The organism is Shewanella baltica (assembly GCF_900456975.1).
Lineage (GTDB): Bacteria > Pseudomonadota > Gammaproteobacteria > Enterobacterales > Shewanellaceae > Shewanella > Shewanella baltica.
Genome location: NZ_UGYM01000002.1, coordinates 5,225,829 through 5,240,563, shown reverse-complemented (window position 1 = coordinate 5,240,563; position 14,735 = coordinate 5,225,829). Strand labels below are relative to the sequence as shown.

9 protein-coding genes are annotated in these 14,735 nt (G+C 48.8%); 2 read left to right on the top strand and 7 right to left on the bottom strand.

The genetic code is table 11. From position 1 onward, the window contains the following. Position 1: 1 nt before the first annotated feature. The 4 genes from ilvD to ilvC form a co-directional block, all read right to left on the bottom strand. Positions 2-1,891 carry a dihydroxy-acid dehydratase gene (ilvD, locus tag DYH48_RS23430; protein ID WP_107946308.1) on the bottom strand — a complete coding sequence of 630 codons (1,890 nt, stop codon included), beginning with the start codon at positions 1,889-1,891 and terminating at the stop codon, positions 2-4. Positions 1,892-2,027: 136 nt separating this feature from the next. Then, entirely contained in the window at positions 2,028-2,285 is a 258-nt protein-coding gene (ilvM, locus tag DYH48_RS23425; RefSeq protein ID WP_006083459.1) for an acetolactate synthase 2 small subunit, read from the bottom strand. Beyond that, positions 2,282-3,955 (bottom strand): acetolactate synthase 2 catalytic subunit, encoded by a 1,674-nt coding sequence (gene ilvG / locus DYH48_RS23420; RefSeq protein ID WP_172481228.1) that lies wholly within the window; start codon positions 3,953-3,955, stop codon positions 2,282-2,284. Before ilvG ends, ilvM begins: the two co-directional genes overlap by 4 nt. A 750-nt stretch (positions 3,956-4,705) precedes the next feature. Continuing rightward, positions 4,706-6,184 (bottom strand): ketol-acid reductoisomerase, encoded by a 1,479-nt coding sequence (gene ilvC / locus DYH48_RS23410; protein ID WP_115336044.1) that lies wholly within the window; start codon positions 6,182-6,184, stop codon positions 4,706-4,708. Positions 6,185-6,432: 248 nt separating this feature from the next. On the opposite strand from ilvC, the gene ilvY reads away from it, so the two are divergent. Beyond that, positions 6,433-7,305 (top strand): HTH-type transcriptional activator IlvY, encoded by an 873-nt coding sequence (gene ilvY / locus DYH48_RS23405; protein ID WP_115336043.1) that lies wholly within the window; start codon positions 6,433-6,435, stop codon positions 7,303-7,305. Positions 7,306-7,516: 211 nt separating this feature from the next. Here the strand turns inward: ilvY and paeA are convergent, their stop codons facing one another. From paeA to DYH48_RS23390, 3 genes are all read right to left on the bottom strand, one after another. Further along, complete coding sequence (paeA, locus tag DYH48_RS23400; protein WP_006084442.1) at positions 7,517-8,833, bottom strand: polyamine export protein PaeA; 1,317 nt, start codon at positions 8,831-8,833, stop codon at positions 7,517-7,519. 907 nt (positions 8,834-9,740) lie between these two features. Further along, entirely contained in the window at positions 9,741-11,525 is a 1,785-nt protein-coding gene (locus DYH48_RS23395) for a sensor domain-containing diguanylate cyclase (RefSeq protein ID WP_115336184.1), read from the bottom strand. A 45-nt stretch (positions 11,526-11,570) separates the two neighbouring features. Continuing rightward, a complete protein-coding gene (locus tag DYH48_RS23390; RefSeq protein WP_115336042.1) occupies positions 11,571-12,599 on the bottom strand; it encodes an ABC transporter substrate-binding protein in 1,029 nt (342 codons plus the stop codon). 586 nt (positions 12,600-13,185) lie between these two features. Between DYH48_RS23390 and DYH48_RS23385 the strand changes: the two genes are divergently transcribed. Beyond that, the gene (locus tag DYH48_RS23385; protein ID WP_115336041.1) at positions 13,186-14,712 is read left to right on the top strand and encodes a YifB family Mg chelatase-like AAA ATPase; all 1,527 of its coding nucleotides are present in this window, start codon (positions 13,186-13,188) and stop codon (positions 14,710-14,712) included. The last annotated feature ends 23 nt before the right edge of the window (positions 14,713-14,735 follow it).

The following is a 14,735-nucleotide window of genomic DNA, read 5'->3' as shown; positions in this document are numbered from 1 at the left end:
ATTAGTCCTCCAGTTTACTGCGATCGCGCACTGCGCCCTTGTCGGCACTGGTAGCGAGCATGGCGTAGGCCTTAAGCGCGAGTGATACATAACGTTGGCGACCGATAGGTTTCCACGCCATTGGGCCAAGACTGTGCATTTTTTCGCGGCGAGCATTGAGTTCAACATCGCTTACTGCCAGCTTGATGCTGCGCTTTGGAATATCAATTTCGATGCGATCGCCATTTTCAATCAAGGCGATTGTGCCGCCCGCTGCCGCTTCGGGTGAAACGTGGCCAATCGATAAGCCTGAAGTGCCGCCGGAGAAACGACCGTCGGTGATCAGCGCACAGGCTTTGCCTAAGCCACGTGATTTTAAGTAACTGGTTGGGTATAACATTTCTTGCATACCCGGGCCGCCTTTCGGGCCTTCGTAACGGATAACAACCACATCACCCGCCACCACTTCGCCGCCTAAGATACCCGCCACTGCGTCATCTTGGCTTTCATAGACTCGCGCCGAGCCAACAAAGGTCAGATTCGATTCATCCACGCCCGCCGTTTTAACGATACAGCCGTTCTCGGCCACGTTGCCCGACAATACGGCAAGCCCGCCCTCTTGGCTGAAAGCAAACTCGCGGCTACGGATACAACCTTCTTGTCTGTCGTTATCCAGTGACGGCCAGCGACAATCTTGGCTAAAGGCTTTAGTGGTCGGAATCCCCGCAGGCCCCGCCATAAAGAAGTGTTTTACTTTTTCATCTTGGGTTTGCATCACATCGTATTTCGCCAATACCGACTTCAAGGTACCGCCGCCCTCAGCGCCACCAGCAAAAGTACCATCATTGTCAGCCGCCACATGGAACACATCGGTATGCAGTAATCCGGCTCTGTCGAGCTCGCCTAAAATCCCCATCACACCACCCGCGCGGTGCACATCTTCCATATGGTATTTAGGCGTCGAGGGCGCGACCTTACAAAGGTGCGGCACTAGGCGCGACATACGGTCAATATCCGCCATGGTAAAGTCAACATCAGCTTCCTGCGCGGCAGCCAATAAATGCAAAACGGTATTAGATGAGCCGCCCATGGCGATATCTAAGGTCATGGCATTTTCGAAGGCTTTAAAGTTCGCGATATTGCGTGGCAATGCCGATTCATCATCTTGATGATAATAACGTTTTGCCAGCGCCATCACGCGGCGACCCGCTTCTAAAAACAGCTCACGACGATCGGCGTGGGTTGCCAGCATAGAGCCGTTACCCGGTAGCGATAATCCTAGAGCTTCGGTTAAACAGTTCATTGAGTTGGCGGTAAACATGCCAGAGCAAGAGCCACAGGTTGGGCAAGCACTACGCTCAATTTTGGCACTGTCTTCATCGCTCACGTTCGAGTCGGCGCCCGCAATCATGGCATCGACTAAGTCGAGCTTGATGAGTTTATCCGACAGCTTAGTTTTACCCGCTTCCATCGGTCCGCCAGAGACAAACACGACGGGAATATTAAGGCGCAGCGCCGCCATCAACATACCGGGAGTGATCTTGTCGCAGTTGGAGATACACACTAAGGCATCGGCGCAGTGGGCGTTAACCATATATTCCACACTGTCGGCGATAAGCTCACGCGATGGCAGACTGTAAAGCATGCCGCCGTGGCCCATGGCGATACCGTCATCGACGGCAATGGTATTGAATTCTTTGGCGATACCGCCCGCTTCCTCGATGGCGCTCGCAACGAGTGAACCCATATCTTTTAAATGCACGTGGCCCGGTACAAACTGAGTAAAGGAGTTAGCAATAGCGATAATTGGCTTACCAAAATCATTGTCTTTCACCCCTGTGGCGCGCCATAACGCACGTGCACCCGCCATATTGCGGCCTTCGGTACTGGTAGCTGATCGTAACTTTGGCATTGACTGTATCCTTTATCTCAAATCGAAAATCGTATTCTTAATTCACATGGCGAATGCTGCACTTACCGCATTCGTCTCAATATCTGGCACTCATAGTCACTCAACATCAGGGACTAAAATGAACCCAAGCAAGGCCTTAAGCATTCGCCGTTTGTTGCAAGCTCAGCGGTAACAATACCTTACATTGAGTCACATCAATCAGTTTATTCAGCTGATTACTTAGCAGTTCGATGGCACGTTCGCTATCGACCTCCATATCCAGTGATAGACTCGCATCGTCATTCATGCGCATCTGCATTTGGGTAATCGTAAAGCCACGGTGGCGAGTCACGCGCAAAACACGCTCAAGCACTTCGGGGCGTTGTTGAACCGTTAATTCCAGAGAGTGGATCATGTTTGTTTCTCCATTTCGTCCATCATATCGCTGTTTGATGCGCCTGGGGGCACCAGTGGCCAAACGTTAAAAGCATCGTCGATTGCAACGTGTAATAAATACGGGCCCTTAGCCGCTAACATTTCTGTTAAGGCTTCTTCCACTTCGTCGGAAGAGAAAATCGTGCGGCCGGGGATATCAAAGGCGGAGGCCAATAAAACAAAATCTGGGTTATCGGATAAATCCGTTTCGCTGTAGCGTTCTTCAAAGAATAGCTGTTGCCACTGTTTCACCATGCCAAGCTTTTGGTTATCAACCAGCACGATTTTCACTGGCAGCTTGCGGCGTTTGATGGTGGTCAGTTCCTGCACATTCATCATAAAAGAACCATCGCCAGATACTGTCACCACAGTGGCATCGGGACGGGCCACTTGCGCACCAATCGCGGCGGGTAAGCCAAAGCCCATAGTGCCTAAGCCCGCGCTGGACAGATGATCTTCTGGGCGGCGGAACCACATATGCTGGGCCACCCACATTTGGTGCTGACCCACATCGCAGCACACTACGCTGTCTTCGGGTAACTTATTGGCTAAACGGCGCAGCAACGCTGGGGCGTAGATCAAACTGCCGGGGTGTTGATAATCCCATTGGTGCTTACGGGATAAATGCTCCACCTCGGCCTGCCAAGGGGTGATGTTCATCGACATGGCTAAGGCAGGTAAGATTTGGCGTAAGTCGCCGGCGATTGCCACCTCAGGCATACGCAATTTGCCCAGTTCGGCGGCGTCGATATCTAAATGGATCACTTTGGCCTTGTCGGCAAAGCTCGCTAAACGGCCTGTTACCCTGTCGTCGAAACGAGCACCCACCACGATCAGCAAATCGCAATCCTGTACCGCTAAGTTAGCGGCCTTGCCGCCATGCATGCCTAACATGCCTAAGTAACCGGGCGTGCCGTGGGCGATACTGCCCAGCCCTTTCAAGGTCGCGACCGAAGGTATGCCCGTCACTTTGATAAACTCACGCAGTTGATCGACCGCGCCCGCCATGCCTACACCGCCGCCGACATACAACATAGGCTGTTTAGCCTCTGCCAACAGCGCACGGGCGGCGTCGATATCACTCATCTCGGCTTGGGGTTCGTTCATCACGGCCAGCAAAGGGGTGCGATATTCCAATTGGGCGATTTGGATATCCTTCGGGATATCGACCAGCACAGGGCCAGGGCGACCGGATGCGGCGATCTCAAAAGCTTGATACAAGGTTGGGATCAGTTCGTTGACGTCTGTCACCATAAAACTGTGCTTAGTGCAGCTCAGTGACATGCCCAGTACGTCGATTTCTTGAAAGGCGTCGGTGCCGATTACGGCGGTAGAGACTTGGCCTGTGATGGCCACCATAGGCACAGAATCTAACAGGGCATCGGCTAAGGAAGTGATCAGGTTAGTCGCGCCTGGGCCTGAAGTCGCAAAGCACACGCCAGTTTTACCGCTGGCTCTTGCGTATCCTACGGCGGCAAAGGCGGCGCCTTGTTCGTGACGGCTGAGCAGATGTTCGACAGGGCTTCCATAGAGGGCATCGTATATTGGCATAATGGCACCACCTGGGTAACCAAACACTGTGGTGACTCCATGTGCTGCTAACACTTTGATTACCGCGTCTGCGCCTCTGATCATCTGCCCTGGTTCCATATTCTCTCTCGCTACGTTAGTCCTGAATTGCCGAAAATCGACGCTAATTTTTTACTCTTTCGAAGCTTAGGACCTTGCTCTAGGCCCTGAAACGAAGAACCCCCCGGTCCTTTCGGAGCGGGGGGTTCTTTCGAAACTTCTAACCTTTTAGGTCTATCAGTTTGCCATGCGCCGCCCCCGCTGTGATTTAATAATCACGACGGTAATAATCACGAGAATGAGCTTGGCAGCTTGGTTAAACATCAATATGGATTCCTAATCGGTGTTTCTAAAATTGGGATATTGCATGAAAGTTAGTTTCGCTTTGGACTTTGCCCTACCGCGAGCTATTAGCTTTACCATAAAGCGACAGCCAAACACAATAAAAAATATCTTTTGTCAAAAAAAATTCAGCTTCCCTGCCGAGACAATGCAAAACAACAAAGTAAAACGTTAACTGTTGATCCTCAGTCGGCGCGATTCACCTACCGCAGGATTCATTCACTGAACGCGCATTAACTCGCGAACGCTCACTGAAGATTCACTCACTAACTATTAACTCACTAACTATGTCGTTTTTGCCCGCTCGACAGCCCACTGAACAGGAAAAAATTTGTTTCTCACTAAGCAGATTCATCACTAAGCTGATTCATCACTAAGCAAGCTCAAGATGCGCGTTTCAGTATCTGAGGTTGCTTGGGAACTGAGCTGAGACCCAAGTCCTTTGAGTCTCAACCCTCTCCCCCAATGTTGGGCTTAATTAACTATCAATTAAGCCTCAACAATGCTCTTCATATCAGTCATGTAACCGCGAAGTTCAGCGCCAACATATTCCACAGCCGTTTCACGAATCGCTTCGTTAACTGCGATGAGCGTTAGGTTGTCGACACCGGTTGCGCTGTCTTTCAGGCCAGCACCTAAATACTCAGATGACATGGCATTAACGTAGTCGCGCAGCATAGGTACGGCGGCGTGATTGAACAGGTAGCAACCGTATTCGGCCGTGTCTGAAATCACCACGTTCATCTCATACAAACGCTTACGGGCAATAGTGTTGGCGATAAGTGGAGTTTCATGCAGTGACTCGTAATAAGCCGACTCTTCCACGATACCCGCAGACACCATGGTATCGAACGCCAGTTCCACACCCGCTTTGATCATAGCGACAAGGAAAATACCTTTGTCGAAATAGGTTTGTTCGTCGATATGCTCGCTCGATACGGGTGCATTTTCGAAACCTGTTTCGCCAGTTTCCGCTCTCCAACGCAGTAAGTTCGCATCTTCGTTCGCCCAGTCTTCCATCATAGTGCGAGAAAATTCGCCGCTGATGATGTCATCCATGTGCTTTTCAAATAATGGCTGGAGGATTTCTTTTAAATCTTCTGCAATTTCAAATGCTTTAATCTTGGCTGGATTAGACAAACGGTCCATCATGTTAGTGATGCCGCCGTGTTTCAACGCTTCAGTGACCGTTTCCCAACCTTGCTGGATAAGCTTGGCCGCGTAGCCTGGTTCAACACCATCGGCGATCATTTTCTCGTAACCTAAGATGGCACCCGTCTGCAACATACCGCACAGAATGGTCTGCTCGCCCATTAGATCTGACTTCACTTCGGCGATAAAAGACGACAGTAAAACACCGGCTCTGTCTCCACCCGTTGCGCTAGCGTAGGCTTTAGCAATCTCTAAGCCGTCACCGTCTGGATCGTTTTCTGGGTGTACCGCAATAAGGGTTGGCACACCAAAACCACGTTTGTATTCTTCACGCACTTCAGTGCCCGGGCACTTAGGCGCAACCATCACCACAGTGATATCGGGACGAACTTGCATGCCCTCTTCAACGATGTTGAAGCCGTGTGAGTAAGACAAGGTAGAACCTTGCTTCATCAGTGGCATAACCGCGTTAACCACGTTGGAATGCTGTTTGTCCGGCGTCAGGTTAAGTACCAGATCCGCCGCGGGTATTAATTCTTCAAAGGTACCGACACGGAAACCGTTGTCAGTCGCTTTTTGCCATGAGGCACGTTTCTGTTCAATCGCTTCAGGACGCAGGGCAAAAGAGATATTCAGACCCGAATCACGCATGTTCAAGCCTTGGTTAAGACCTTGAGCACCACAACCTAAAATAACAATATTCCAATCTTTGATATAGTTACAGCCGTCGCTAAACTCAGAACGGTCCATGAAACGACATTGGCCAAGCTGTGCTAATTGTTGACGTAAATTCAGAGAGTTAAAATAGTTAGCCATCTGATATACCACCTATAAGTCAGAAATTTTGGACGCAACCAAACTAACATAATGTTACGGCTTGGTTGTGATTGAAATCACTATAACCCATGCTTATCATTGCTTAAAATGATATATTCGAAACTTCATATTGCATTCTGCGCAACGTCAACTGTAATCATGAGCAGTAACATCGGCGCCAATATGCGGCACCCAATCACGCCGTCACTCAAGCCAAGGCTCAAGCTCAGACTAAACAGGATAAGATCATGGATATTCGTACCCTCAAATTGTACCTGCACTTATGTGACAGTTTGCACTTCGCCAAGACAGCGGAACAGATGCATGTGAGCCCATCGACCTTAAGCCGAGCCCTGCAAAGATTAGAAGAAGAAGTGAATGCTAAGCTGTTAGAGCGGGATAATCGCAGCGTGACCTTAACCCACGCGGGACACGAGTTTAAGCGGTTCGCCGAGCAGACCTTGAACCATTGGAGCACACTCAAGCACAGTATCGATCTCAAGCAGGACGTACTGCGCGGTCGATTGAATCTGTATTGCTCGGTCACCGCCGCCTATAGCCATTTACCAGGTTTATTGGATTTATTCCGCCAAGAACATCCCTTCGTCGAAATCGCCTTAACCACGGGAGATGCGGCGAACGCGCTGGCCGAAGTGCAACAGAATCGCGCCGATATCGCCATCGCCGCCCTGCCCGATCCGTTTCCCAGCAGCTTACACTTTGCCAAAATCGACGATGTGCCGCTGTCGATTATCGCCCCAACCATACGTTGCGCGGTGCAGCAGCAGATTTCCCAAACGCCCATCGATTGGTCGAGCGTGCCCTTTATCATTCCCGACCACGGGCCCGGACGTCGCCGCGCCGATAACTGGTTCAAACAAATGGGCATTAGCCCTAATATTTACGCCCAAGTGTCAGGCCAAGAAGCGATCGCCTCTATGGTGGCGTTAGGCTGCGGCGTGAGCATAAGCCCAGAAGTGGTAATCAATAACAGCCCAGTGCGGGATCGCATTCAACTGCTCTCGTCGCCGGTTGCGATTCCACCGTTCGAGTTAGGGTGCTGCTGCAAAGTAAAACGGCTCGACGATCCCATCGTTAATGCATTTTTGGATGTGATTTAAGCGGTACGAGTTAATACAAAAGAAATTTATGCGACAAGAGTGAATACAAAAACGGTTTTTACGTGGCGGGTATTGATGGGGCACTAGGAGCGCTAACAGTAAAACGACTCTCCAAGGCAAACACTTAGCCCAAGAGAGTCACTTATATTGAGAGTCGCTGAATCGAAAATAACTTAATCGAGAATAGCTTAATCGTCACCAGATAACGGGATTACACATCCGGTGAGTTGAGCTTATCGATAGGATCGATGCGCGTAACCAATAGCTGATCGACCTTGTAAGAATCGATATCGACCACCTCAAATTTATAGCCCGCATAGTTCACGAAATCGGTACGCTTAGGGATTTTACGCAGCATATACATCATAAAACCGGCAATGGTTTCGTAGTTCTGATTATGCGGGAATTCTTCGATGCCGAAGGCGCGCATTACGTCTGTAATAGGTGTTACCCCATCGACTAACCAAGAGTTGCTATCACGGGCGATGATCTGCTCTTCGCTCTCATGCAATGACCAAGCACCCATTACCGCGCGCTGCAAATCGTTGGTCGTGACAATCCCGACCACTAACGCATATTCGTTCATGACCACGGCAAAATCGGCGCGGCTATTCTTAAAGTATTCCATTGCCTCAGATAGGCTCAAAGTATCAGGAATAATCAGCGAAGTGTGGACTAAGTTACTGCCTTTTAAGGTAATATTCTCACCGTTAATCACTCGGATCAGCAGCTCTTTTGCATCCACAAAACCTTTGATCATATCTAACTGACCATCGCAGACGAGGAACTTGGTATGGGGATCTTCAGAAATCTTACGCTTGATATCTTCTTCGCTATCTTGCAGTAAAAAGTACACTAAGCTTTCACGGGCCGTCATGGCAGAAGTCACAGAAACGGTTTGCATTTCAAACACATTTTCCATCATCTGTTGATCACCGCGATCTAACACCCCTGCTTCGGCGCCCGCATTCATCACGGCATAAATGTCGTCAGAGGTGATGGCATCGTTACGCACGGTTGGGATTTGCAGCAGTTTAAAGATGCCGCTCGCCATACCATTGAAAAACCACACTAATGGACGCAGTAGCACGATACAGAAAGACATAGGCCCAACAACGGCCAAAGCGACGGGCTCAGGCATCGCCATGGCAATGCGTTTTGGCATCAAATCGGCCACCAGAATAAAGGCACTGGTGACGACAATAAAGGATAAAACAAAGCTCATTTGGCTCAACCAAGGATCGGTCAGCAAAGGCGACAGTAATTCATAGAAATAAGGCCGAAATGCCGACTCACCGACGATACCGCCCATGATGGCAACGGCATTAAGACCGATTTGTACTACAGTAAAAAAACTGCCGGGAACGGCTTGTAACTGCAGCACTTTTTCTGCACGGGCATCGCCCTCATCGGCCAACTGACGTAAACGGATTTTACGTGAAGCGGCAAGTGCAATTTCTGACATAGAGAAGAAACAACTCGCGCCGATTAGGCACAATATAATCATCACGTTATCAAAGAGACTCATGTAACACCTTTCATTTAACACTGGACTAACTAGGACCAACCCGCGCTTTATTGCTCGCGTGTCAGCTGAATTCATTTTATTTGGGCGCAGTTTGCTTTGTCTTGCTTGGTCTAAAAACCGTTCACGCGGCTGCGCCAGCCACTTGCTACCCTAAGATAAAAAAGCGCTTAAATTGCTCGCTTTAGGCTGTTCTCAGTATATCTGCAAATTCACGGCTTAGGCGTGACTCGACTCTCGCAGCCAGCGAATAGCGCAAATGCGCTTGCATCATTTAAGTGACGTTTTGTGTCGAAGAGACTGAATATCCAGCATTTAATTATTTTATTCGACTCGACATCATTAAGATAACTAAGTGCGGCGGCTTTGATATTGAGCTGCTAGAACGTACATTTAAGCCAATGGAATTGACTAGGCAGTCGTGGCTTTCGCTTAGTTGCGTTACGAGAAATACGTCCAGAATGGCAGCATGGATGTCACTCAGAGTGCATCACTAAATCGACTATGGGCGACAGATTATATCTCATCTGCCGCCTAATATTACCTCACCTTGAGATAATTTTTATCTTAACGGCGGATCTACAGCACAGTTTCATATAAATGTTATCAGTTAGTTAGCACGATTAGAGGCTGTCTGTGACATAACGAAACTCAGCTGACAGGGCCTAAATGTTACCGGATTTATATATAAGCGAGAGAGGATAACTGAGTAGAGATGGCTGAGTGGTAATGGCTTAATGGTGATGAATTAGGCATAACTTAGGTATAAACTTAGGCATGGATACAGGGCAGTTTGACTGCTTGATAATCAATCACAAAGCGCAGAGATAAGCTATTGATGGAGCAAAACTCAGCTTGTGCCCAACCGCGAAAGACTACGATAGGCACAAGCCTGCCTCGACCCTAGCCATTAAATCACTTCAACCTCAACTCTATTGCGACCTTTATCCTTAGCGCGATAGAGGCAAACATCGGCGCGGCGTAACACGTCGGCCATCTTAAGCCCCGAGACCTTATCTAATGGTAAAAACACGCTGCCAATACTGATGGTCACCACAGCCAACGGCGATGCTTGATGGGGTATATTGAGTTGCTCGACGAGATAACACAGCTGCGTGGCAATGGCCGTTAACTGTGCAGGCGTGACATGCTCAACAACTAAGGCAAACTCTTCGCCACCGATGCGCGCCAACAAAGCATTGTGCGGCAGGATATCGCACTGCGCTAAGGCATCTGCCACACGCTTAAGCACTACATCGCCTTCGAGATGACCGTAAGTGTCGTTGTAGGATTTGAAATAATCGACGTCCAACATAAACAGTCCCGCAGGAGTATCCGCCTGTAGTACGGTTTCTAATCTTTCGGTGAAGGGGCGTCTATTGGCTAAACCCGTTAACTCATCGGTTTCGGCCATTTCTTTCAATTGAGTATTGGCAGAAACCAGCGCTTGTTGCAGCACTATCATCTGCTGCTCTTTTTGCTCGCGCAGCAGTAACTCGTTCAATGCGGAGGCAAACTGAGTCAGCATATTCTTTTTCTGGGCGTTCCAATTCAAGGGCCGCGACACCGTCGACAGCGAGAGTAATCCCAATAACTCTCCGGCATTTTTAATCGCAAAGGCAGCAATAGAGCAAATGCCCACGGATTTCATCACTTCATATTCCTGCGGTGACAATGCCTTTAACGCCTCAAGATCCTCAATCACTAAGGTCGATTCAGTTTCGAATTTTTTAGCAAGCTGAGTAATGTTGTCCACCGAAATCCCTTGGACCTTGTTAGCATGTAACTCGCTGGTCCAAAAGCTGCGGTAATAGGCATGCTGTTGATTAAATTCGAGAATACTCACTCGTTCAACATCAAACAACTGACCGATTTTGTGGCACACCTCAGTTAAGGTTTTATCCACATTGCAGGTGTCTATGCTTAAAAATTGCAACGAAATCTCTGCCAGTAATTGATTCGACTGCGACTGCCAATCCAGTTCTTTGGTCCGCTCTTTCACTAAGTCCGACAATAAATGCTGCTGTTGCTGTAACGCACGTTGATGGCGTTTATTGATAGCGAGGTCGTTGCGTATCCTTTGATACATGGCCTTAAGCGACAATGCCACATGGGCAATCTCATCAGGACTGGCGGTCATCGTCTCGGGCACAGATAACTTCTTTAGGGATTTTAGATTGATTTTATTAGTAAAGTCTTCCAATGCTGACAATCTATCCGTCACCATGAGTCGCACTAAGGTCAAGATCAAATAGATCATCAGTAGGGTCTTTAAGCCATTGCCGAGCACAATAAAAATCAACTGTCGCCACAGCTCGTAGTAAAGCTGGTTGGTGTCTAAGCCTACGGTTAAGGTTGCGATCAGCTGATCTTGATAAGTCACAGGATAATGAAACAGGGTTTGCGACTCGTCGTCGGTTAACAGCGGTTTACCCAGCTGCATAGTGACGCCGTCGATACTGTCTAAATGCACGCTCGACACTAACGGCATCATTCCTAAACCAGAGAGCAAATCAGATAGCAGGCTGCGGTCGACGTCCCACAGCGACTTCGCCACGCTCGGCAGAATAGATTCTGAATATTCGCGGATATCCGACGTGGCATTGTCGATACTATCCTGATAGTTCCAAATCAACTGCACCAGCATAGTTAACACAGCAAAAAATGAGCTCACCCCGATAATGGTCAGCGTCATCTTATGACTAATAGAATGATTTCGATGCTTCATGTACACCCGTTATTACGCCTTGAAGGGCAACTTATTCAAAATCTGAGACTGGAAAATCTGTGGCCAATCCCGAGCAACTAACATTTGATAAAATGCCGAATCAGGCAGTAAAACGCCGAACAAGGTGACATTGTCATAGGGAATATAGTGCTTATGCTGCTGATAATATTTCAACTCGACCAAAGCTAACGCGCCAGCCATAAAGTGCCCGCCACCAATAATGCTCACCGAGTGTTGGCGACAAAGCTGTAAAATCTCGGGGGACGTATTGATCGTACTGACAAATACATCCCTACCCGAGACTAAGCCTTTTTCCTTCAATGCTTTAAGCACTCCAATCGCCATACGATCACTGGCGGTCCAAATAACATTCAGATCGGGATAACGATTCAGTAGGGTTAACGCTTGACCATAAGCCACAGCGTCGCTCCACTGGCCATAAACCGTTTGAGTCAGAGTGGCATTGGCCTGCATAAAGAAATAATCACTGGCACCTTGGGTACGTAGCACTGAAGCAGGCGTCGATTTATCGCCAGAAATCAACAGAATTTTAGCTGGCTTTCCCTCTAAGTCGTCCATTAAGCCCTTAGCGGTCGCCGAACCAATGGCGTAATTATCGGGAATAATGGCGGGTAACAGATATTCTTGCCAATGGGGATCTTGCAGTAGCGCATCACGCTCACCGATGGAAATATCATTTAAAATCAATTGCACGTAGATAGGAAAGGGGGAAAGCGCTTGCAGCATTTTTATCGCGGATTGTTTTTCATTAACCAGAATAACGTAATTGGGCAGTACCTTTGCGGAAGCTAACAACTCATCGAGTTGGGTGATCATCTTGAAATGATTGCGATCGGAATGAATGATTTCGAGCTTAATATTGAGTGTCGTCGATGCCTCCAACATCAATTGGTCGACGTCCCCCCAAAAACTGTCATCGACAGCCCCCGGATTAAAAAATACAACATCGAGTTTTGCCCAAGCCGCCCCACCAAAACCCGCAGTACAGATAAACACACACGCTAACATCCACGAACGCATAGGCGAGTTCTCCTCGACCATGTTCCCTCAAATGTCATCCTTCACAAGAGGTCACTTTATTATTATCGATTCACAACCTTGTTACCGCATCGCCGCCCAAAATGTTGCTAAAACCAGCAGCAGATGTTTCGATTAAACCACAAAATGATACAAAGTATACTTTATATGCTGACTATTTATTCAGACACCCAGTCTGTATAAGGAAATCGCGTGGATCCGTAGCAGAATATTTATGAGTCATTGCAGACTATCTTATGGGTCAGTCTTACGGCCTAACCACGTAGAAAATGACAGGGACTTAAACGTTTTAAAAGGGGAAGTTGTTGGTTCGTCATTAAAAGTCACAAGGTATACGAGTTCACTCTAGGCGTTAATGCGGCCTAACGGCCGAGGTGAATCAAGGTCGTGGGTATTCAACCCACGACTTTGACTCTAATCAAAAACTAAACCTGAACGTAAAACGTACTTCAAAGTACCGCGCCGTTTCGCGTATAACCAAACGGCAATCCCCATAGATGGCGAAGCCATAATCCCAATTACTGCTACACTCAAATTCTGCGCGAAATGACCACAAAAGGATTTGTTTATGGCGATTGCCTGCGTCAATACCCGAGCCAGTTGTGGGGTCGAAGCTCCCCAAGTCACAGTTGAAGTGCATCTCAGTAACGGCTTACCGGCATTTAATCTAGTGGGATTACCCGAAGCGTCGGTGAAAGAAGCCCGCGAGCGGGTGCGCAGCGCACTGATCAATGCAGGATTCGAGTTTCCGATGCGGCGGATAACCGTTAACCTCGCGCCAGCAGATTTACCTAAACAAGGTGGTCGCTACGATTTACCCATAGCCGTGGGCATACTAGCCGCCTCGGAACAAATCCCAGCTAATAGCTTAAAAAATCTTGAGTTTGTCGGTGAGCTGGCACTGTCTGGGCACATACGTTATTGCCAAGGATTATTACCGGCGATTATCGCCGCTAAGCGCCAAGACCATACCTTGATATTGCCGCTGGATAATCGCCACGATGCCGAGCTAGTCGGCTATCCTAATGTGTTGTTTGGCTCGCACCTTCAGAGCTTAGCCGCTTATTTACAGGGGCAAAACCAACTACCGACGCTGGCGCCGCAATTAGAATGGATAAGCCAAGAGACGCCTGAGTCCCATACTTGCCTGAGCGATGTGATTGGCCAATATCAGGCCAAGCAAGCACTCGAAATTGCCGCGGCGGGAAACCATAACCTCCTGATGCTTGGCCCGCCAGGTACGGGCAAAACCATGCTTGCCAGCCGAATGATGGCGCTTTTGCCCGCGCTTAATTATGAGGAAGCTTTAGAAGTGGCAGCGATTCATTCCGTTGCCGGACTCGACATTAAGCCGCAGCATTTTTTGCAGCGACCCTTTCGCTCGCCACACCACACAAGTTCATCGATATCCCTCGTGGGTGGCGGCAGTATCCCAAAACCCGGTGAAATTTCCCTCGCCCACCGTGGCGTGCTGTTTTTAGATGAAGTGGCTGAATTTCCGCGTAAAGTCTTAGATTGCCTGCGCGAGCCGATGGAAACCGGCGAAGTGGTGATTTCCCGCGCAGCCGCTAAGCTGACATTTTTGAGTCGCTTCCAACTAATTGCGGCGATGAATCCCAGCCCGAGCGGTGATATTGATAGCCAACACAGATCGAGCCCCGAACAGATTCAACGTTATCTTTCACGGCTTTCGGGCCCATTTCTCGACCGTTTCGATTTAACCATTGAAGTGCCCAAACTCCCCGCCGGCACCTTGACTCAAACCGCGCCGCAAACAGAAACCAGCCAAGATATCGCCAAGCGAGTGAAACGAGCGCGTGAGCTGCAACTCGGCCGCGCTGGCGTGCTCAATAGCGAACTCACAGGGAAACAATTGAAACGCTTTAGCGGGATCAGTGACGCTGATTTAGTGTTTTTGGAACAAAGCGTGGTAAAGCTTGGCCTCTCGGTTCGCAGCTTTCATCGTATACAAAGAGTCGCGCGCACGATTGCCGATCTGGAACAAGTGCCTAACACAGAACGCCGCCATATTGCCCAAGCACTGGGTTATCGCGCTATGGATAGATTACTCGCCCGCTTATCCCAGCAATATTGAGTTTTCGCGGGAACAAATGTTAA